Here is a 19623-nt window from a genome sequence, read left to right as displayed (position 1 = left end):
GACCACGGCCTTCGGGAGCCCGCCATGTCCGTGTCCCGGGTGCGACCCGGCCATCAGCCGACCGCGATCACCCCGGTCCGCCCGCCGGCCCGCGAGCGCAACCAGACCGCCCGCCAGGACTCGGCGTCACTCACCGCGCGGGACCGGGAGCTGATCTTTCAGGCCACCGGGCAGCGGATCGGCGCCGGGACCAACCAGGGCTGGATCAACTCACTCGCCGCGGCGATCGCGGCCGACCGGGCGTCCGGCCGGCTGGCACCCGGGCAGGAGGTCACCGCGCCCTACCTCAAGGACCTGTCCCACCGGTACGACCAGACGCCCACCGGCCGCAACCCGGTGAGCGGCTACCTCGAGCCGGCGCTGCGGTACCTGGCCCAGCACGGCGGCGGCGGACGGCTGGACGTGCGGGCCTGACGGTCCCCGTGCCCGGTCAGGCGCCCGGCTCGCGCTGGGTGCGTCAGAGGTTCCCCGCACCCCTCCGGCCGCCGCCCCTGGGTTCTGGGGCCGATCTCTGCGGAGAAGTCCGGGCGCCCCCTCGACGCCCGGACCGAGTCAGTTCGCACGGCGGACCGGGGCGGATGACCGATCGGGTGGGTGAATTCCGGTCCGCCCCCGGTCAGTGCCGGCGGGTCACCCCATGAGGACCTTGCTGAGCAGGTCGAAGACGCGGTCCTCGTCGGCTTCCACGGTTCGCCAGTTGCTGAAGGCGGCCCGCAGCGCCGGCTCGCCCCGACAGACCGTGGGCGTCAGGAAGGCCTCGCCGGACTCGGCGACCGCCGCCACCACCGAGGAGGTCTCGGCGGGGACGGCGAAGCAGACGACGTTGAGTCGCACCGGAGCGAGCAGCCGCACCCCGGGCAGGGCCGCCAGCCGCTCCCCCAGACGGTGCGCCGCGGCGACGGTGCGCAACACGATCTCCCGGTGCCCGTCCACGCCGTACGCGGCCAGCGCGAACCAGGCGGCGAGCGCCCGCAGGCGGCGGGAGTTCTCCGGGGTGAGGTGGAAGTGGTCCGGGGCGCCACCGGACGCAGGCAGATAGGCGGCCGCGTTGCGGAACACCCGGAGCTGCAGGTCACGCCGGCGGGTGAACTGCACCGCGGAGTCGTACGGGACGTTGAGCCACTTGTGCAGGTCCACGCAGACCGAATCGGCCTCGGCCAGGCCGTCGACCAGGTGCGCGTGCGCCGGCGAGAGGGCCGCGAAACCCCCGAAGGCGGCGTCGACGTGCAACCAGAACGGATAGCGGGAACGCAGCGCGAGGATCGCCCGCAGATCGTCGAAGTCGACGGTGTTGACCGTGCCGGCGTTGGCCACCACTATCGCGGGACGGCCGCCGAGCGCGGCCAGGGCCTCGTCGAGGGCGGCGACGTCGACGGCTTCCCGGCCGGGCAGCAAGCGCACCTCGCGCACCGCGTCGCGGCCCAGGCCGAGCATCGACAGCGCCTTGAGGACGCTGGAGTGCGGCGCGCCGGAGAGCACGGTGACCGGGCCGAGCGCGGCCACGCCCTGCCGGGCCACCTCGACGCCGAGCTGCTCGCCGACCCACTCGCGGGCGATCGCCAGGCCGACCGTGTTGGACATCGTGGCGCCACTGACGAAGGCGCCCTCGTGCGCGGCGCCGAGCCCGAGCATGTCCCGCAGCCAGGACACGGTCTCGTCCTCGAGGCCGGCCGCCGAGGATCCGGCGCGGTTCGAGGCGTTCTGGTCGAAGGCGCTGGTCAGCCAGTCGCCGGCGATCGAGGCGGGGGTCGCGCCGCCGGTGACGAAGCCGAGGTAGCGGGGGCCGGCGCTGCCGGAGAAGCCCGGCGCCCAGCGTTCGTCGAAGAGGGCCAGCGCCCCGGCGGTGCCGATGCCCTCGACCGGGAGGGCGGCGGCTCGTTCGGTGTGCGGGGTGCGGGCGACGGGGCGGTCGCCGAGACCGGCGAGGACGTGGGCGGCGTAGTCGCGGGTGGACTGGAGCAGATCGGGCAGGGCGGTCAGGTCGTCGGCGAGTCGTGGGTGCACGGCTCGACGCTAGGACGGCCCGGCCGGGTGTGTCGCGGGCCAGTTCCGAAGCGCTGGCCCGCCACACTCGGCAAAACTGTGCACAAACGCGTACCCAAAGAATCAAGCGGGAAGGATGGCGAGGCCGGCGTCGCGCAGGGAGCGCAAGGTCGGATGGTCCGGCGGCGCGTCGGTGATCACACCGCTGACCGCGCGCGGCGCGAGCACCGAGAACGGTGACGCGGCGCCGATCTTCTCCCGGCTCGCCAGGACGTAGGTGTCGGCGGCCCGCCCGGCCAGCGTGCGCTTCATCGCGGCCTCGTCGGCGTCACCGGTGGTCAGGCCCGCCTCGTGATGGACTCCGGTCACGCCGAGCAGGAACAGATCGGCCGTCACCTGGCGAGCAGCCTCCGCCGCCGCCGCGCCGCAGGTCACCGCCGAGTGCTTGAACAGACGGCCGCCCAGCACATAGACGTCGACGGCCGGATGGTGCACCAGGGCCGCGGCGACGGTGGGACTGTGCGTGACGATCGTGGCGGTCAACTCGGGCGGCAGGGCGGCCGTCACGGCGAGAGCGGTGGTCCCGCCGTCGAGCAGCACCGTCATCCCCGGCCGGATCAACGCCACGGCGGCGGTGGCCACCCGCTCCTTGCTGGAGGTGGCGACCGTGGCCCGGGTGGCGTAGTCGGCGACGGCGGGCGAGACCGGCAGCGCGCCGCCGTAGACCCGCTGACAGAGCCCGGCCGCGGCAAGTTCCCGCAGGTCACGTCGGATGCTGTCCTCGGCGACGCCGAGCTCGAAGGCGATCTCCTTGGCCACCAGCTTGCCCTCGGCCGCCAGCCGGGCCACCAGGACGTCGCGTCGTTCAGCCGCCAGCATCCGTGATTCTCCTTATTGTTATCGACTGTTGCGTGTTTATCAGTGTAGGTTCGCGGTCGTGACGAAGCCAATGCTCACTCCCACCACCGGCCCACGGCCCGGCATCGACGTGCCGGACGCCCGCGGGCGCACCGGGCTCGACCGGGCCGGGCGCGATCTGACCGGCAACCCCGGCGTGCTCGTGCGCGACGTCGAGCTGCTGGCCGCCGCCTGGCACGTGCTGCGGCGGACCACCTACGACTACCGGCGGCGGGACGGCACCTGGACGCGCGAGCAGCGGGAGACCTACGACCGCGGCGACGGCGCGACCGTGCTGCTGCACGACCCGCAGCGACGGACCGTGCTGCTCACCCGGCAGTTCCGGTTCCCGGTCTACGTCAACGAGCACCCGGACGGGATGTTCGTGGAGACCGCGGCCGGGCTGCTCGACGGCGACGACCCGGCGGCGGCGATCCGGCGGGAGGCGGCCGAGGAGCTGGGTGTCGAGATCGGCGAGCTGACACCGGTCTTCAACGTCTGGATGAGTCCCGGGTCGGTGACCGAGCGGGTGCACTGCTTCGCCGCGCCGTACAGCGTGGAGTCGCGCACCGGCGAGGGCGGCGGGCTGGCCGACGACGGCGAGGACATCGAGGCCGTCGAGCTGCCGTTCGACGAGGCGCTGAACCGGATCGAGACCGGCGAGATCGCCGACGCCAAGACGATCATGCTGCTGCAGTGGGCGGCCCTGCGCGGGCCGTTCGCCTGACGCGCTCTATTGACACATCCTGATCGGCGACCTTGGATGTTACCGGGAGGTAACGTCATGATCGCTCGTGCTCTGCAGGCGGCCCTGCTGGTGGTTGCGCTGTTGCTGGTTCCGGCAGCCGTCCCGGCGCAGGCCGCCGCGGCCCCCGTCTGCACGGCGCCCACGCCGAGCGAGACGCAACCCGGCTATCTGGTCGCCGACCCGGACTGTGATCTCAACGGGACCCCGTTCACCGCGCTGCCCGGCGCCCGGGCGCACACCGGGATCCGGGCCGGCGCGGGCTGGCGGATCGAGGTGCCGGAGAACTGGAACGGCCGCCTCGTCCTCTACGCGCACGGCTACCGCGGCACCGGGACCACGGTGCACGTCAGCTCCCCCGGCCTGCGCGCGCACTACATCGAGCGGGGCTTCGCCTGGGCGGCGTCCAGCTACGCCACCAACGGCTACGACGTCGGCCAGGGCGTCCGCGACTCGCACGCGCTGATCAGCCTGTTCCGGCAGGTGACCGGCAAAGCCGCGGGCCGGGTCTACATGACCGGTGACTCGATGGGCGGGCACATCACCGCGGTGGCCATCGAGGAGTTCCCGCGCTCGTTCGCCGGCGCGATGCCGACGTGCGGGGTGCTCGGTGACGTCGAGCTGTTCGACTACTTCCTGGACGCGAACGTGACCGCCGCCGCCCTCGCCGGGGTGGACATCTCGTTCCCGCTCCAGCCGGGCCCGGACTACGCGGCGGAGTGGGCCGGCCAGGTCGCCAGGATCGTGCCGGCCCTGCACGGAACCCCGGCCGGCCGCACCTGGTCGGACGTGGTGGAACGGCGCAGCGGCGGCGAGCGGCCCGGATTCGACTCGGCGTTCGCCTTCTGGAACGCGGCGTCGCAGGGCGGGCTGCCGTTCCTGCAGAGCCTGTGGCCGGGCCTCAGCGGCGGCACCGCGGGCATCGCGCCGGGCAACCTCACCGACAACCGGCACGTCTTCTACCGCGCCGACGACTCCCTGTTCCCCAGCCGCACGGAGCTCAAGCTGAACCGTGACGTGCTGCGCGTCAGGCGGACCGCGGTGGCGGACCGCGGCCTGGCCGGCGTCCCCCGCATCGACGGCCGTCCGTCCGTGCCGGTGCTGTCGCTGCACGGCATCGGCGACCTGTTCGTGCCGTTCTCGATGGAACAGGAGTACGCCCGCGAGACCCTGCGCCAGGGCCGCGGCCACCTCTTCGTCTCCCGGGCCGTCCGCGACGTCTCGCACTGCGGCTTCACCCAGGCCGAGCTGCGCCGCGGCTTCGACGACCTGGTCCGCTGGGTCGACCACGGCCGCCGCCCGGCGGGCGACGCGATCCTCGACCGGCGCAAGGTCGCCGCGGCGGACTTCGGGTGCCGGTTCACCGAGGGGGTACGACCCGCGTTCACCGCCCCGCCCTGCTGACACCGGACCCGTCACCGGGGCGGCTGACCCCCGCCGGACGCCGCGACCGTCTCCTGCAGGATCTCCCGGAAGGCCCGGGCCGCCGGTGACGCCGCCCCGGACACCCGCTGCGCCGTGAAGATGGTCCGCCGGGGCCGGTCGGCCAGCTCCAGCAGCCGGCACGCGGTGGAGCGGCCGGCCCACACCAGGTCCGGGATCAGCGCCACCGCGTTGCCCGACTCCACCAGGCGCATGTGGGCCTGCAGGTCCGCCGTCTCGAACCGGACGTCCGGCTCGAAGCCGGCCCGCCGGCACACCTGCTCGGCGAAGTGCCGGGACGCCGCCCCGCGTGGCTCCATCACCCACGGCATGTGCCGGGCCTCGTCGAGCGAGTCCACCGGCCGCAACGACAGCTCGCGGGCGGGCACCGCGAGCCGGATCGCGTCCGTGGTCAGGTCCCGGCGGTCCAGCCCGGGGTGGTGCGGGGCGGCGTGCGCCGGGTACTGCTCGGCCACCACCATGTCGAAGTCGCGGGCCCACGTCTCGCGCAGCGCCTCCTCCGGCTCGCGCTGCACCATCTCCACCCGCACGTCCGGATGTCGCAGTGCCATGGCCCGCAGCGTCGCCGGCATGAACGCCAGCGCGGCCGACTGGAACACGGCGACCCGGACCCGGCCGGTAACGCGGGTGGCCGCCGCCTGCAACCTGGCTTCGGCACGCTCGAGGGTGTCCAGCACCTCACCCACCGACGCGACCAGAACCTCGGCCTGCGGGGTCAGCTGCACCCGCCGGCCGGCCTTGCGCAGCAGCTGGGTTCCGGTCTCCTTCTCCAGCTGGCTGAGCTGCTGACTGACCGCGGAAGGAGTGAAGTTCAGCGCCTCGGCGACGGCCGCGATGGTGCCGCGGACCGCCAGCTCACGCAGCAGGATCAGACGTCGGATCTCCAGCACCGCGAAACAGTAGCTCAACTGAAGATTACCGCTCAGAAAGCGTTGCTTTTTCTTACCCAAAGGGCACTACACACTGACTGGGCATACGGAAGGAGCATCCCGATGTCTGAGATCGCCGAAGAGACGATCGTCCTTGTCCGCCGCTGGCTGCGCGAGGCGTCGACCGTCCCGGTCGGCGGCTCCGCCGCGCAGCTCGCCGCCGTGCTGCGCGACCCGAAGGGCCTGGCCTTCACCGTCGGCTTCGTCGACGGGGTGATCCGCCCCGAGGACCGGCGCGTCAGTGCCCGCGCCCTCCGCTCCCTCGCCGGCGACGTGCCGCGCTTCCTCCCGATCCACCTGCGCACCGCGGTCAAGCTGGGTGGCTTCCTCGCACCGCTGATGCCCGGCGTGGTCGTCCCGATCGCCCGCCGCGCGCTGCGGCAGATGGTCGGCCACCTGATCGTGGACGCCTCGGACGCCCGCCTCGGCAAGGCGATCAAGCGGATCCGCAAGCGCGACGTCCGGCTCAACATCAACCTGCTCGGCGAGGCGGTGCTCGGCCGCAAGGAGGCCGAGCAGCGGCTGAAGAGCACCGAGCGCCTGCTGGCCAGGGACGACGTCGACTACGTGTCGATCAAGGTTTCCTCGACGGTTCCCCCGCACAACCCCTGGGCCTTCGACGAGGCGGTCGCCGACATCGTCGAGGAGCTCACCCCGCTGTTCACGCTCGCCGCGCGTACCGGCAAGTTCGTGAACCTCGACATGGAGGAATACAAAGACCTCGACCTGACGATCGCGGTCTTCACCCGCCTGCTGGACCGCCCCGACCTGCAGAACCTCGAGGCCGGGATCGTGCTCCAGGCGTACCTGCCGGACGCGCTGAGCGCCATGATCCGGCTCCAGGAGTGGTCGGCGGCACGCCGGGCCCGGGGCGGCGCGGGCATCAAGGTGCGCCTGGTGAAGGGCGCCAACCTCCCGATGGAGCGGGTCGAGGCCGAGCTGCACGGGTGGCCGGTGGCGACCTGTGACTCCAAGCAGGCCACCGACACCAACTACAAGCGCGTCCTCGGGTACGCGCTGCAGCCGGACCGGATCCGCAACGTCCGGCTGGGCGTGGCGGGGCACAACCTCTTCGACGTCGCGTACGCCTGGCTCCTCGCCGGTGAGCGCGACGTGCGTGACGGCGTCGAGTTCGAGATGCTGCTCGGCATGGCCGAGGGCCAGGCCGAGGCGGTCCGGCGCGAGGTGGGCGGGTTGTTGCTCTACACGCCGGTGGTACGGCCGGAGCAGTTCGACGTCGCCATCGCGTACCTGATCCGCCGTCTCGAGGAAGGCGCCAGCTCGGACAACTTCATGTCCGCGGTGTTCGAGCTCAACGCCGACCAGGCGCTGTTCGAGCGGGAGAAGGACCGTTTCCTCGCGTCGCTGGCCGACCTCGACGACACCGTGCCCGCCGCGCACCGGGTGGCGGACCGCTACGCCGCCGTGCCGCGCAGCGGACCCGGCGTCTTCGTCAACACCCCGGACACCGACCCGGCGGTGCGGACCAACCGCGACCGCGTCCGTGCCCTGCTGGGCCGCGTCGACGCCTCGCCGCTCGGCATCGCCGTCCCGCGGATCACCGACCGGGAACACCTCGACGAGGCCCTGGAGAAGGCCGCCGCCGCGAGCTGGGGCGGCGCGAACCGCCGGGACGTGCTGCACCGGATCGGCGTGGCTTTGGAAGAACACCGTGACACGCTGCTCGAGGTGATGGCCGCCGAGGCCGGCAAGACCGTCGACCAGGCCGACCCGGAGGTGTCCGAGGCCGTCGACTTCGCCCACTACTACGCCGAACTGGCCGCCGAACTGGAGCAGACCGACGGCGCCACCCCGGTCCCGGTCCGGCTCACCCTGGTCACCCCGCCGTGGAACTTCCCGGTCGCGATCCCGGCCGGCTCGGTGCTGGCCGCCCTGGCCGCCGGCTCCCCGGTGGTTCTCAAGCCGGCCGGTCCGGCCGAACGCTGCGGCACCGTGCTGGCGGGCATCCTGCGGGACGCGCTCTCCGCGGCCGGCGCCGACCCCGACCTGGTCACGCTCGTGCAGGTGGACGAGGGCACGCTGGGCCGGGAACTGATCGCGCACCCGCTCGTCGACCGGGTCATCCTCACCGGCGCGTACGAGACCGCCGAGCTGTTCCGCTCGTTCCGCGCCGACCTGCCGCTGCTCGCCGAGACCAGCGGCAAGAACGCGATCATTGTGACCCCCAGCGCAGACCTGGACCTGGCCGTCAAGGACGTGGTCTCGTCCGCGTTCGGGCACGCCGGCCAGAAATGCTCGGCCGCCTCCCTGGTCGTGCTGGTCGGCTCGGTGGCCCGCTCCGAGCGGTTCCGCACCCAGCTGCTCGACGCGGTGTCGTCGCTCACCGTCGGCTACCCCGCCGACCCGCGCAGCCAGGTCGGACCGCTGGTCGAGCCGGCCGCCGGCAAGCTGCTGCAGGGCCTCACCGAACTCGGTCCCGGCGAGCGCTGGCTGCTCGAGCCCCGCAAGCTCGACGACACCGGCAAGCTGTGGAGCCCCGGCGTCCGCGACGGCGTGCGGCGCGGCTCGGAGTACCACCGCGTCGAATACTTCGGCCCGATCCTCGGCATCATGACCGCCGACACCCTGGACGAGGCGATCGACCTGGTCAACGACGTCGACTACGGCCTCACCTCCGGCCTGCACTCGCTCGACGAGGACGAGATCCGTACCTGGCTGGACCGGGTCCAGGCCGGCAACCTCTACGTGAACCGCGGCATCACCGGCGCGATCGTGCGCCGTCAGCCGTTCGGCGGCTGGAAGCGCTCGGCGGTCGGCCCCGGCACCAAGGCCGGCGGCCCGAACTACCTGGCCGGCCTCACCGGATGGCAGACACGCCCGGCGACGTCCACCGCCACCGTCACGCACGCCGGGGTCCGTGACCTGCTCGACGCCGCCCGCGGCGCCCTGACCGACGACGAGTTCGCCGCCGTGGAACGCGCCGCCCGCAGCGACGCCGCGTTCCCGCTCGCCCCGTCCGACGTCTCCGGCCTGGCCGCCGAACGCAACGTGCTGCGCTACGTGCCCTGCCCGGTCACGGTCCGGCTGGCCGCCGACGGCTCGCTCGCCGACCTGGTCCGGGTCCTCGCCGCGGGCCGCCTGGCCGGCGCCGAGGTGCGCGTCTCCAGCGCCGTCCCGCTGCCCGCCTGGGCCGGCGCGCACGTCGTGCAGGACGACGCGGCCTTCGCGGCGGATCTGGAGGCGGGGCGGGTCCGGCTGATCGGCGGTTCCTGGAAGGCGGTGGCCGAGGCCACCGGCGGGCGGGCGGACCTGGCGGTGTGGGCCGGGCCGGTGACCGAGGCCGGGCGCGTGGAGATGGTGCCGTTCCTGCGCGAGCAGGCGGTGAGCGTCACCGCCCACCGGTTCGGCAACCCGCTGCCGCTGGCCCAGCAGATCCTCTAGCCCGTACGCCCGAAGCCCGCGTGTGAAGTTGCGGCTCGTATACGGCCGCAACTTCACACACACATCCCGCCCCGCCCGATGCACGTCGCCCGCCACGGACCGTGTGTGAAGTTGCGGCTCGTATACGGGCGCAACTTCACACGCAATCTCCCGCCACGGACCGTGTGTGAAGTTGCGGCTCGTGTGCGGGCGCAATCTTCACCCGGTGGGTGGGTCAGAGGATGGTGAAGTCGGGGGGTAGCGGGTCGCGGCCGGTGAGGGCGCGCAACGCCGGCAGCCCGTCGCCGACCATGACGGCCACTCGCGCGGCCAGGGCAGTGGCCTCGCCGAGCGTCTCCGGCTCGAAGTCGATCGGCAGGCCGGCCGCCGCCGCCGCGTCCGAGCCGTGCACCACCAGCTCGAACGTCCGGGTGGGCAGCCAGTCCCGGACCCGCATGCCACCGGCCGGCGTGGCCACCAGGTCATCGTCACCCGCCCCGGCCAGCGCCGAGGTGGCCTTGCCGATCATCTCGCTGACCGCCTGGACCGGCTCGGCGCCGAGGATTTTGCCGGTGTCCCGGGCGTCGTCGGTGGACGCGGTGCGGGCCGCCGCGACCATCGCCGGCGGCGCCATGCGGATCATCGCGAAGTACCCCTCCGGCACCGGGACGTGCAGCTGCGGCGCCGGGTTCGCCAGCACCGCGGGGACCTGCCGCAGCGCCGAGCTGGCGGTGTGCCCGAGCAGGTCGCGCATCGTCCACTCGCCGAGACCGGGCCCGTCCAGGCGGTCCGGCGGGATCCGGGACACCAGGTCGGCGAAGGCGATGGCGGCGGACCGGAACGTGCGGCGGTAGTCGAGGCCACCGAGACGGGAATCCATGCCGTCCAACCTGCCACGCCGACCGCCCCTCTGCCGCCCCGGGCGGCCGTCGTCGCCTCGCAAACGGCCGCCCGGTGCGGCGCAGGTGCGAGCGCAGGCGCGGGCAAGCGAGCGCGGGACGCGGGTGTGGTGGCAGGCGCAAGCGGGCGGCGGGCGGCGGGCGGCGGGCGGCGGGCGGCGGGCGGCGGGCGGCGGGCGGCGGGGTCAGTCCAGCGGCTCGACGAGCCGGTTGCGGGCGTGCTGATAGATCACCGAGCTGCGGAACCCGACGATCTCCCGGCGATCGGTGAACCGGTCCATCAGGAACGCGTGCAAATCGTCCACGCTGCGCACCGCCACGTGCACCAGGAAGTCGTCGCCGCCGGCCAGGACGAACACCGACAGCACCTCGGGCAGGCCGGCGGCGTACGACTTGAATCCCTCGATGACGGGCCGGGTCAGCGGCCGGACCTGCACGTGCAGCAGCGCCTGGACCTCCCGGCCGAGGGCGCGGAGGCTGACCTCGGCGTGATAGCCGGTGATCACCCCGCGCTCGCGCAGCAGCCGGACGCGTTCCAGGCAGGTCGACGGCGCGATGCCGACCGCGCGGGCCAGGTCCCGGTTCGTCTGGCGGGCGTTCTTCTGGAGTTCCCGCACCAGCGCCGAATCAATGTCGTCCACGGCCGCCATCCAAGCACATTCTCCGAATTTCGTTCGGCGCGACGGTAAGGGTCCCGGTTGACGTCCTACGGTCAGGGCCATCAACCCAACTTATGTACGGGAGATTGCCATGCCGTTTCAATCTCAGCGAGTCGTTGTCGAACGTGGTTCGCGGTCCGGTCTCCCGATCGTGGTGTCGGTGCACTCCACGGCCCTGGGACAGGCGATCGGCGGCTGCCGGCTCGCACAGTACGCGGACTGGCGGGACGGCCTCGACGACGCGTTGCGCCTGTCCGCCGCGATGACCGAGAAGGCGGCGCTGGCCGGGCTGCCACACGGCGGCGGGAAGACCGTCATCGCGCTGCCACCCGGCACGGTCCTCGACGAGGCCGCCCGCCGCAACGTCCTGCACGACGCGGGAGACGTCATCGACAGCCTCGACGGCGCGTACGCGACCGGGCCGGACGTCGGCACCGGGCCGGCCGACATGGTGACGATCGGCGAGCGTACGCCCCACGTCTTCTGTCGTCCGGCGCCGGTCGGCGGCAGTGGCGACTCCTCCCCGCACACCGCCGCCGGGGTGATCGCCGCCCTGCGTGCGGTGTCCGCCGAGCGGTTCGGCTCGCCGGAGCTGGCCGGCCGCAGCTTCGCGGTGCTCGGCCTGGGCCGCGTCGGCACGCATGTGCTGCGCCTGCTCACCGCGGCCGGCGCCCGCGTGCTGGCCGCCGACGTGGACGGCTCCCGGCGGGCCACGGCCGAGGGACACGGCGCCACCTGGACCGATCCGCACAGCTGCCTGACCGCCGAGGTGGACGTGCTGGTGCCGTCCGCCCTCGGCGGCGTCCTCACCGCGGACACGGTGCCGCTGCTGGCCTGCTCCGCGGTGGCCGGCCCGGCGAACAACCAGCTGGACGTGCCGGAGACCGCGGAGCTGCTGCACGCGCGCGGCATCCTGTGGGCGCCCGACGTGGTGGTCAGCGCCGGCGGCATCGTGCACGCGATCGCCGCCGAACTGCACCGGGAGTCGGCCGCCCAGATCAACGCCCGCATCGACGGGATCGGCGAGACCCTGGCCGGGATCCTGCGCGCCGCCCGGGAGACCGACTGCACCCCGTCCGTCGCCGCTTCCCGGCTGGCCCAGTTCCTCATCGGCGAGCGGGCGGTGCCTACGCTGGCGGCATGCTGACGGCGCAACGAACGAGTATGTGGCGGTCCCGGTACGACATCCGCAACGACGACACGACCATCGCGGTCTGGGACGGCCGGTCCTGGACCAGCGGCGGCAGTTTCGACCTGGACGGGCGCTCGTACCGGATCCGCGCGAACGGCTGGGGCACGCGGTACACGATGACCGACGATCGGGAGGCCGTGGTGGCCGAGGCCGAGCGGGTCGGCCGCAAGCAGTGGAAGGTGCACGCCGGCGGCCGCTCGTACGACTTCGTGCGGGACTCCATCTGGCGCGGCAGCGACGAGCAGCTGATGGACGGCGACACCGTGGTCGGCCGGATCCGCAAGACCAGCGCCTGGCGGGGCGACGTCGCGGCCGAGCTGCCCGGTCTGCCGCTGCCGGTGCAGATCTTCGTCCTCGGCGTCGTCATCACGAACTGGAACAACCAGGCGGCCGCCGCCGCCTGACCGCCCTTGTGTGTGAAGTTCAGGTGCGTATCGCACCCGAACTTCACACCGGACGGTGAGCGTGAGGATGATCGGGGCATGAGCGGATTCGCGGACGTGCCCCCGACCACCCTGGCCGATGTGCTGGACCGCGGCCAGGTCATGGACATCGACATCCGTCCGCTCTGGACACCCGTGCCGCGGGTGGCCGGCCCGGCGTTCACCGTCCGCTGCCCGCCCGGCGACAACCTGATGCTGCACGCCGCGATCTACCGGGCCGAGCCGGGCTCGGTGATCGTGGTGGAGTCCGGCGACCTGGACCACGCCCTGGCCGGCGGCAACGTGTGCGCGGTCGCGCACCGGCACGGTATCGCCGCGTTCGTGCTGGACGGCCTGATCCGCGACCTGGGCGAGGTCCGCGAGGTCGGCTTCCCGGTCTTCGCCCGCGGGGTCATCCCGATCGCCGGCACCAAGTCGCAGCTCGGCACGCACCGGTCCGAGATCCGGGTCGGTGGGGTGACGGTGCGCCACGGCGACATCGTGGTGGCCGACGAGGAAGGCGTCGTGGTGGTGCCCGCCGACCGGGGCGACGAGGTGTTGCAGGCGGCTCAGGCCCGGCTCGCCAGGGAACGCACCGAGAACCTCTTCGACTGGGAGGCCGCGCACCGGGTCCGGATCGAGAAGACGCTGGGCGACCTCGGGTTCACCGGCTGACGGGCGGGGCGGGTCAGAAGGGGAAGGTGCGGGGTTCGGAGCGGGCGGTCACCCACTGCACCTCGGTGAACTCCTCGGCGGCGAGGCCCAGCCCGAACCGGCCCGCCCCGCTGTCCTTCACCCCGCCGAACGGCATCTGCGGCTCGTCGTTGACCGGCTGGTCGTTGACGTGCACGATGCCGGCCTGGAGGCGGGCGGCCAGGTCGAGGCCCCGGTACGGGTCGCCGGTGATGATGCCCGCGGCCAGCCCGAAGTCGGAGGCGTTGGCCCGGCGCACCGCGTCCTCCACCCCGTCCGCCTCCTCGAGCAGCACCACCGGCCCGAACGTCTCGTCGAAGGCCAGTTCCGCCGCCGCGGGCACCTCGGCCAGCACGGTCGGCGGAAAGCAGCGCCCGGCCGGGACACCACCGGTGAGCAGCCGCGCGCCGAGCCCGACCGCCTCGTGGACCCGGCGTTCCAGCAGCGACAGCGCCCACTCGTTGATCACCGGCCCGATGACCGTGGCCGGGTCGGTGGGGTCGCCGACCGGCAGCGCCGCGGCCCGGGCCACGAACCGCTCGGTGAACTCGGCCGCGATCGAGGAGTCCACCACGATCCGCCGGGCGCACATGCAGGTCTGCCCGGTGTGCACGAAAGCGCCGTAGATCGCGGCGTCGACCGCGTACCCCGGGTCGGCGTCGGCGAGCACGAGCAGCGGGTTGTGGCCGCCGAGCTGCAGCACCACGCGTTTGAGGTGGCGACCGGCCTGCTCGGCGAGCCGCCGGCCGGTCGCTGTCGAGCCGGTGAAGCTGATCCGGCGTACCCGGGGATCGGCTATCAAGGTCTCCGCGACGGCGCCGGCCTCCCCCGGCGCGTGGGTGACCACGTTCAACACGCCGGCCGGCAGCCCGGCGCCGGCCAGGAGCTCCGCCCAGAGCGCGCCCCCGGTGAGCGGAGCCTCCTCGGACGGCTTGAGCACGACGGTGCCGCCGACCGCGATCGGGGCCACGATCGCACGGCCGGCCAGCACGAGGGAGGCGTTCCACGGGGCGATCGCGGCGACCACGCCGACCGGGCGCCGCATCGCCAGCGCGCGGGTGCCGGCCCGGTCCGACGGGAGGATCTGGCCGCTCGGCGCATAGGCCAGACCGGCGCCCTGCCGCAGCAGGCGCACGCAGAAGTCGAGCTGGACGGTCGCGAAGTGCACGCCGCAGCCGGTCTCCGCCGCGAGCAGCGCACGCACCTCGTCCCGCCGGCCGTCGAGGATCTCGGCGGCCCGCAGCAGGATCTGCTGACGCTGCGCGGGCGCGGTCTCCGCCCAGTCGGGGAAGGCTTCGGCCGCGGCGTCGACGGCGGCCCGGGCGTCGTCCGCATCCCCGGCGGCCACCCGGGCGAAGACGTCGCCGGTCCACGGGTTCCGCTTCTCGTACGCCCGGCCGGTGCCGCCGTCCGTCCATTCGCCGCCCACGAAGTGCCGGGTTCTGAGCATCGGCACATCGTTTCAACAAACCGAACGCGTGGCTACCATGCGGCATGGCCACCGAAGACAGCGCCGCGTTCTCCCAGTCCCTGCAGCGCGGCCTGAGCATCCTGTCGGCGTTCAGCGAGTCCCGGCCGGTGCTGGGCATCGCCGAGCTGTCCCGGGCGGTCGCGCTGAACAAGAGCACCACGTTCCGGTACGTCGCGACCCTGGCCCGGCTCGGCTACCTGCACCAGGACCCGGAGACCAAGAAGTACTCGCTCGGGCCGAAGGTGGTCGACCTGGGCTTCGCCGCGATCAACGCGCTGGAGATCAACCGGGTGGCGGCGCCCTGCCTGCAGGCGCTCGCGGACGAGACCGGCTACACGGTGAGCATGGCCGTGCTGGACGGCGCCGACATCGTCTATGTGGAGCGGCGGCGCAGCGGACGGGCGGCGGCGTTCGCGGTGGGGCTGAACCTGCACGTCGGGTCGCGGCTCCCGGCGTACTGCACGTCGATGGGGAAGGTGCTGCTCGCGTACCAGGAGGCCGGCACGCTGCGCGGGCTGCTGGACCGGACCGACTTCGCCCGGCGCGGCCCGCGGACGCTGACCAACCGCGAGCAGCTCACCGCCGCGCTCACCAGGATCCGGCAGGCCGGGGTGGCGGTGAACGACGAGGAACTGGCGTCCGGCCTGCGCTCGGTGGCCGCCCCGGTGCGGGACCGGACCGGCCAGGTGGTGGCCGCGATCAACATCGCGGTGCACCTGACCGTCTGGCCGACGGCAGCGGACACCGTGGTGGCGCGCCTGGAACGCCCGCTGCGGCACACCGCGGCGGAGATCTCCACCAGGCTGGGGTTCCGCTGAGGGAGCCGGCGTTCGGATGGCTCGAACGCTCCGTTGATCTGGCTGAAACACCGGCCTACGGTCGGCGCACCCCGACGACCCGCGGAGGCGAGCGCCATGTTCCTGGACGAGAAACTCTGGACCGGCAACATCTTCATCGGCGGCGAGTGGCGGCCGGGGCGGGGCGGCGCGTACGACGTCGTCGAACCCGCCACCGGCGCCGTGCTCGGCCGGATCGGGCAGGCCACGCCCGAGGACGTGGACGAGGCAGCCCGGCACGCCGCCGAGGCGCAGAAGGCGTGGGCCGCCACCCCGCATCCGGCGCGCGCCGCGGTGCTGCGGCGGGCCGCCCAGCTCTGGGGCGAGCACGCCGAGGAGATCTCCGGGTGGAACGTCCGCGAGGTCGGCGCGATCCCGCCGATGGCCGGGTTCGCGCTGCACGTCGCCGAACAGGAGTGCTACGAGGCCGCCTCGCTGCCCAGCCGCCCCTACGGCGAGCTGCTGCCCAGCGAGGAGCCCCGGCTGTCGATGGCGCGGCGCGTCCCGGCCGGCGTGGTGACCGTGATCGCCCCGTTCAACGTGCCGATCATCCTGGCCATCCGGTCGGTCGCCCCGGCCCTGGCGCTGGGCAACGCGGTGCTGCTCAAACCGGACCCGCGCACCGCGGTCACCGGCGGCGTCACGCTGGCCCGGATCTTCGAAGAGGCCGGCCTGCCGCCCGGCGTGCTGCAGATGCTGCCGGGCGCCACCGACGTCGGCGAGGCCCTGGTCACCCACCCCATGGTCCGGGTCATCTCGTTCACCGGCTCCACCCGGGCCGGCCGCCGGGTCGGCGCCCTCGCCGGCGAGCACCTCAAGCGGGCGCACCTGGAGCTCGGCGGCAACTCGGCGCTGATCGTGCTGGACGACTCCGACGTCGAGGCGGCGGTGGGCCTGGCGTCCTTCGGCTCATGGTTCCACCAGGGCCAGATCTGCATGACCACCGGGCGGCACCTGGTGCACGAACGGGTCTACGACGAGTTCGTGGACCGGCTCGCGGCGAAGGCGGCCGCGCTCCCGGTGGGCGACCCGAGCCGCGAGCAGGTGGCGCTCGGCCCGATCATCGACGCCGGGCAGCGCGACCGGATCCACGGCGTGGTGACCCGGTCCCGCGATGCGGGCGCCCGGGTGGCGGCCGGTGGGACGTACCGGGATCTGTTCTACGCCCCCACGGTCCTCGCCGACGTCGCCGGCGACACTCCCGCCTTCACCGAGGAGATCTTCGGTCCGGTCGCCCCGGTGATGCGGTTCAGCGACGCCGAGGAGGCGGTCCGGCTCGCCACAGCCAGTGAGTACGGCCTGTCGCTCGGCATCATCACGCGCGACGTGATGAAGGGCCTGGCACTGGCCGAACAGATCCCGACCGGCATCGTGCACATCAACGACCAAACCGTCAGCGACGAGGCGAACAGCCCGTTCGGCGGCGTCGCGGCCTCCGGCACCGGCTCCCGGTTCGGCGGCGCGGCGGCCAACATCGAGGCGTTCACCGAGACCCGCTGGGTGACCGTGCGTGACAAGCCTCCGGCGTACCCGTTCTAGGGAATTGATGTTTCCGGGGCGTTACCGGCACTCCGGGAGGCTTGCGTTAAATGCACGTTCATCAATAATGAGCGCCATGTATCGAGCCGAGGCGATGCCGGTTGACGGATCCCGGAGCACGACCGAAGCCCCCGCCGGCGCGCTGCCGCCGGGGGCCTCACGGGACGCCGAACCGCCCGGCAGCCCACCGAGACCGCAGGTCACCGGGCCGGTCCCCACCGCCGGTGAGATGCTCGCGGTTCCCCCCGCGGCGATTCGCCCCGCCGCGCCCTTCCCCGCACCCGGCCGCTCCCCGGCGGCCGCCCTGTCCCATCACGCGGAACCGGAGACCACCGGCGAAGCTGTCGCTCGCTCGCAGAGCCTGGTCCTGCGCACGGCGGCCCAGGACCTCGTCGCCCGGGCCGGAGCCCGCCGGACGAGACGGGCCCCGACGCGCAGACTGGTCGGGTTGTGAACCCACCGGCGCGGCCATCGGCGATCATCGTCGCGGACCGCGTGACCAGTTTCCCGGACCGGCCGCCACCACCGCACGGCGTGACCCCGTGCCGGCTGAGCCGCCCCCTCACCCGCGTCGAGCGGGCCGGCCCCCGGCGAACCTCCGAGCGCCTCCTGACCGGTTCTGCCCACGGACGCCGGTTCGCTCCGGCAGCGGCCCCGACCGGTTCTGGGCACGGATGCGGGTTCGCTCCGGCAGCGGACCAGCCGGACCTCGGTCAACCGGGTCACGGGACACCGGGATCCACGCCTGGCCGGCGGGTGGGTGCGCTCACCCGTACCAGCACAGGTCCTTCCGGCACGGCGATGCTCGCACCGCCGCACCCACCCGGACCCGCCGGGCAGATCGCGGCCCACCCCGCTGCCGCGCCGCACCCTCCGCGCCCACCACCGGAGACCACTGCGGGGGTACGAGTCAGCAAGAGTCCCCGAGTGTCACCGCGATCCTTCTGCCACCCCGGGCCGCAGCGCGGCCTCCGGGCTGAAGCGGTGGTCCGGCCGGCAACCCGGCGCTGTCCCGTCCGTCGTGAGACAACGCCGCGAGCCGGCCGGCCGCCACACCCGCCGTTGCTTCCACTCGCCCCCGCCTTCGCTTCGCGCCCGCCTGCGCCTCCCGCCCGCCTGGGCCTCCCGCCCGCCTGCGCTTCCCGCCCGCCTGTGCCTCCCGCCCGCCTGCGCTTCTCACCCGCCTGTGCCTCCCGCCCGCCGCTCGCCGCAGTGAGATCTGCCGCTCTGCCGACGTTGAGGTAGGAAGACGGGCCCCGCCGGGTATGGATAGAGCGTCGCGCGCCGCCGCCGGCCACCGTCGGTGTGATCAGGCGCGCCCGATCGCACCGGAGGCACCCGCATGGCCGGCATTCCGAACGTCACCCTGAACAACGGCATCACCATGCCGCAGATCGGCTTCGGCGTCTTCCAGATCCCCGAGGCCGACACCGCGGCCGCTGTCAGCACCGCCCTCGAGGCGGGGTACCGCAGCATCGACACCGCCTCCGCCTACGGCAACGAGACCGGGGTCGGCGCCGCACTGAAGGCCAGCGGCATCCCCCGCGACGAGCTGTTCATCACCACCAAGCTGTGGAACTCCGACCAGGGATACGACGAGACCCTGCAGGCGTTCGAGGCCAGCATGTCCCGGCTCGGCCTGGACCGGCTCGACCTCTACCTGATCCACTGGCCGACCCCCAAGCACGGCCGTTACCTGGACACCTGGCGTGCCATGGAACAGCTCCTGGAGCAGGGCCGGATCCGCGCGATCGGCGTCTCCAACTTCCTCCCCGAGCACCTGCGGGCCGTCGCCGGCCTCGGTGGCACGGTGCCGGCGGTCAACCAGATCGAGGTGCACCCGGCCCTCCAGCAGCGCGACGCGCAGGCCGTGAACACCGAACTCGGCGTGATCACCGAGGCGTGGAGCCCGCTCGCCCAGGCCGCGGTCCTGCGCGATCCGGCGGTGACCGGCATCGCCACCACGCACGACCGCACCCCGGCGCAGGTGGTGCTCCGCTGGCACGTCCAGCAGGGCCGGGTCGTCATCCCGAAGTCGGTCACGCCGGCCCGCATCCAGGAGAACCTGCGGATCTTCGACTTCGAGCTGACCGCCGACGAGATGGCCGCTGTCGACGCGCTGGAGAGCGACGGCCGCACCGGGCCGCACCCGGACCACTTCAACTAAGCCCGGCGCCCTCTCAGCCGACGTTTAGGGAACCCACAGCCGGCCGCCGCATAGTGGGAGCACATCCCTTGACGGAGGTACTTGATGGGTCTTCTTCGCCTGGTCGATCTGATTCTGCTGGTGGTGCAGATTCTGCTGATCGCCCGTGCCGTGCTCGACTGGAGCGTGGTGTTCGCCGGCCCGGCCGTGCCGGGATCGTTCCGGTCGCGCGCGATGGACGGGGTGCAGCGGATCACCGAGCCGATCCTGGCGCCGGTCCGGCGCGTGCTGCCTCCGCTGCGCGCCGGTGGCGTCGGGATCGACCTGGCGTTCCTCGTGGTCTTCCTGGGCATCAGCGTCATCCGCATGTTCATCTGACCCGTCACGC

General features: G+C 73.2%; 18 protein-coding genes. 12 read left to right on the top strand and 6 right to left on the bottom strand.

The window, feature by feature from the left end:
• The first annotated feature begins 24 nt into the window (after positions 1-24).
• Positions 25-414 (top strand): hypothetical protein, encoded by a 390-nt coding sequence (locus tag AC0NH5_RS07240; protein ID WP_474401176.1) that lies wholly within the window; start codon positions 25-27, stop codon positions 412-414.
• Between the two features lie 216 nt (positions 415-630).
• Here the strand turns inward: AC0NH5_RS07240 and AC0NH5_RS07235 are convergent, their stop codons facing one another.
• Positions 631-2004 carry a pyridoxal phosphate-dependent decarboxylase family protein gene (locus AC0NH5_RS07235; protein WP_474401174.1) on the bottom strand — a complete coding sequence of 458 codons (1374 nt, stop codon included), beginning with the start codon at positions 2002-2004 and terminating at the stop codon, positions 631-633.
• A 102-nt stretch (positions 2005-2106) separates the two neighbouring features.
• Positions 2107-2862: a DeoR/GlpR family DNA-binding transcription regulator gene (locus tag AC0NH5_RS07230; RefSeq protein WP_474401173.1), complete on the bottom strand. Its 756-nt coding sequence runs from the start codon at positions 2860-2862 to the stop codon at positions 2107-2109.
• Between the two features lie 58 nt (positions 2863-2920).
• Between AC0NH5_RS07230 and AC0NH5_RS07225 the strand changes: the two genes are divergently transcribed.
• Positions 2921-3607, top strand: a complete 687-nt coding sequence (locus AC0NH5_RS07225; protein ID WP_474401171.1) for an NUDIX domain-containing protein — start codon at positions 2921-2923, stop codon at positions 3605-3607.
• Positions 3608-3664: 57 nt separating this feature from the next.
• Positions 3665-5029, top strand: coding sequence for a phthalyl amidase (locus tag AC0NH5_RS07220; RefSeq protein WP_474401169.1), 1365 nt, complete (start codon positions 3665-3667; stop codon positions 5027-5029).
• A gap of 11 nt (positions 5030-5040) precedes the next feature.
• Here the strand turns inward: AC0NH5_RS07220 and AC0NH5_RS07215 are convergent, their stop codons facing one another.
• Positions 5041-5958, bottom strand: a complete 918-nt coding sequence (locus AC0NH5_RS07215) for a LysR family transcriptional regulator (RefSeq protein WP_474401167.1) — start codon at positions 5956-5958, stop codon at positions 5041-5043.
• Between the two features lie 102 nt (positions 5959-6060).
• Between AC0NH5_RS07215 and AC0NH5_RS07210 the strand changes: the two genes are divergently transcribed.
• On the top strand, positions 6061-9399 hold the full coding sequence (locus AC0NH5_RS07210; protein ID WP_474401165.1) for a bifunctional proline dehydrogenase/L-glutamate gamma-semialdehyde dehydrogenase: 3339 nt from the start codon (positions 6061-6063) through the stop codon (positions 9397-9399).
• 214 nt (positions 9400-9613) lie between these two features.
• Here the strand turns inward: AC0NH5_RS07210 and AC0NH5_RS07205 are convergent, their stop codons facing one another.
• Positions 9614-10258 (bottom strand): maleylpyruvate isomerase N-terminal domain-containing protein, encoded by a 645-nt coding sequence (locus AC0NH5_RS07205; RefSeq protein WP_474401163.1) that lies wholly within the window; start codon positions 10256-10258, stop codon positions 9614-9616.
• A 204-nt stretch (positions 10259-10462) separates the two neighbouring features.
• The gene (locus AC0NH5_RS07200) at positions 10463-10927 is read right to left on the bottom strand and encodes an Lrp/AsnC family transcriptional regulator (RefSeq protein WP_474401161.1); all 465 of its coding nucleotides are present in this window, start codon (positions 10925-10927) and stop codon (positions 10463-10465) included.
• A 169-nt stretch (positions 10928-11096) separates the two neighbouring features.
• On the opposite strand from AC0NH5_RS07200, the gene AC0NH5_RS07195 reads away from it, so the two are divergent.
• From AC0NH5_RS07195 to AC0NH5_RS07185, 3 genes are all read left to right on the top strand, one after another.
• Positions 11097-12083 (top strand): Glu/Leu/Phe/Val dehydrogenase dimerization domain-containing protein, encoded by a 987-nt coding sequence (locus AC0NH5_RS07195; RefSeq protein WP_474401159.1) that lies wholly within the window; start codon positions 11097-11099, stop codon positions 12081-12083.
• On the top strand, positions 12077-12532 hold the full coding sequence (locus AC0NH5_RS07190) for a hypothetical protein (protein WP_474401157.1): 456 nt from the start codon (positions 12077-12079) through the stop codon (positions 12530-12532). The genes AC0NH5_RS07195 and AC0NH5_RS07190 overlap by 7 nt, the downstream gene beginning before the upstream one ends.
• 78 nt (positions 12533-12610) lie before the next feature.
• A complete protein-coding gene (locus AC0NH5_RS07185; protein WP_474401155.1) occupies positions 12611-13225 on the top strand; it encodes an RraA family protein in 615 nt (204 codons plus the stop codon).
• 13 nt (positions 13226-13238) lie between these two features.
• Here AC0NH5_RS07185 and AC0NH5_RS07180 read toward each other — a convergent pair whose 3' ends face one another.
• Positions 13239-14693, bottom strand: coding sequence for an aldehyde dehydrogenase family protein (locus AC0NH5_RS07180; RefSeq protein ID WP_474401153.1), 1455 nt, complete (start codon positions 14691-14693; stop codon positions 13239-13241).
• Between the two features lie 44 nt (positions 14694-14737).
• Here AC0NH5_RS07180 and AC0NH5_RS07175 point away from each other — a divergent pair, with 44 nt between their 5' ends.
• The 5 genes from AC0NH5_RS07175 (at position 14738) to AC0NH5_RS07155 (ending at position 19613) form a co-directional block, all read left to right on the top strand.
• Entirely contained in the window at positions 14738-15532 is a 795-nt protein-coding gene (locus AC0NH5_RS07175; protein ID WP_474401152.1) for an IclR family transcriptional regulator, read from the top strand.
• A gap of 96 nt (positions 15533-15628) precedes the next feature.
• Positions 15629-17089: a benzaldehyde dehydrogenase gene (locus tag AC0NH5_RS07170; protein WP_474401150.1), complete on the top strand. Its 1461-nt coding sequence runs from the start codon at positions 15629-15631 to the stop codon at positions 17087-17089.
• Positions 17090-17165: 76 nt separating this feature from the next.
• Positions 17166-17543 carry a hypothetical protein gene (locus AC0NH5_RS07165; RefSeq protein ID WP_474401149.1) on the top strand — a complete coding sequence of 126 codons (378 nt, stop codon included), beginning with the start codon at positions 17166-17168 and terminating at the stop codon, positions 17541-17543.
• Between the two features lie 888 nt (positions 17544-18431).
• On the top strand, positions 18432-19256 hold the full coding sequence (locus AC0NH5_RS07160; protein WP_474401147.1) for an aldo/keto reductase: 825 nt from the start codon (positions 18432-18434) through the stop codon (positions 19254-19256).
• 84 nt (positions 19257-19340) lie between these two features.
• Positions 19341-19613 carry a YggT family protein gene (locus AC0NH5_RS07155; RefSeq protein ID WP_474401146.1) on the top strand — a complete coding sequence of 91 codons (273 nt, stop codon included), beginning with the start codon at positions 19341-19343 and terminating at the stop codon, positions 19611-19613.
• Positions 19614-19623 lie beyond the last annotated feature (10 nt).

Source organism: Actinoplanes sp. 13 (assembly GCF_056134165.1).
This window is presented reverse-complemented; position numbering and strand designations above follow the sequence as displayed.

Excerpts from the sequence above, each read along its gene's own strand:
- AC0NH5_RS07240 (WP_474401176.1), top strand. The coding sequence starts at position 25 with ATGTCCGTGTCCCGGGTGCGACCCGGCCATCAGCCGACCGCGATCACC.
- AC0NH5_RS07230 (WP_474401173.1), bottom strand. The coding sequence starts at position 2,862 with ATGCTGGCGGCTGAACGACGCGACGTCCTGGTGGCCCGGCTGGCGGCC.
- AC0NH5_RS07220 (WP_474401169.1), top strand. The coding sequence starts at position 3,665 with ATGATCGCTCGTGCTCTGCAGGCGGCCCTGCTGGTGGTTGCGCTGTTG.
- AC0NH5_RS07210 (WP_474401165.1), top strand. The coding sequence starts at position 6,061 with ATGTCTGAGATCGCCGAAGAGACGATCGTCCTTGTCCGCCGCTGGCTG.
- AC0NH5_RS07205 (WP_474401163.1), bottom strand. The coding sequence starts at position 10,258 with ATGGATTCCCGTCTCGGTGGCCTCGACTACCGCCGCACGTTCCGGTCC.
- AC0NH5_RS07200 (WP_474401161.1), bottom strand. The coding sequence starts at position 10,927 with ATGGCGGCCGTGGACGACATTGATTCGGCGCTGGTGCGGGAACTCCAG.
- AC0NH5_RS07190 (WP_474401157.1), top strand. The coding sequence starts at position 12,077 with ATGCTGACGGCGCAACGAACGAGTATGTGGCGGTCCCGGTACGACATC.
- AC0NH5_RS07185 (WP_474401155.1), top strand. The coding sequence starts at position 12,611 with ATGAGCGGATTCGCGGACGTGCCCCCGACCACCCTGGCCGATGTGCTG.
- AC0NH5_RS07180 (WP_474401153.1), bottom strand. The coding sequence starts at position 14,693 with ATGCTCAGAACCCGGCACTTCGTGGGCGGCGAATGGACGGACGGCGGC.
- AC0NH5_RS07175 (WP_474401152.1), top strand. The coding sequence starts at position 14,738 with ATGGCCACCGAAGACAGCGCCGCGTTCTCCCAGTCCCTGCAGCGCGGC.
- AC0NH5_RS07170 (WP_474401150.1), top strand. The coding sequence starts at position 15,629 with ATGTTCCTGGACGAGAAACTCTGGACCGGCAACATCTTCATCGGCGGC.
- AC0NH5_RS07165 (WP_474401149.1), top strand. The coding sequence starts at position 17,166 with ATGTATCGAGCCGAGGCGATGCCGGTTGACGGATCCCGGAGCACGACC.
- AC0NH5_RS07160 (WP_474401147.1), top strand. The coding sequence starts at position 18,432 with ATGGCCGGCATTCCGAACGTCACCCTGAACAACGGCATCACCATGCCG.
- AC0NH5_RS07155 (WP_474401146.1), top strand. The coding sequence starts at position 19,341 with ATGGGTCTTCTTCGCCTGGTCGATCTGATTCTGCTGGTGGTGCAGATT.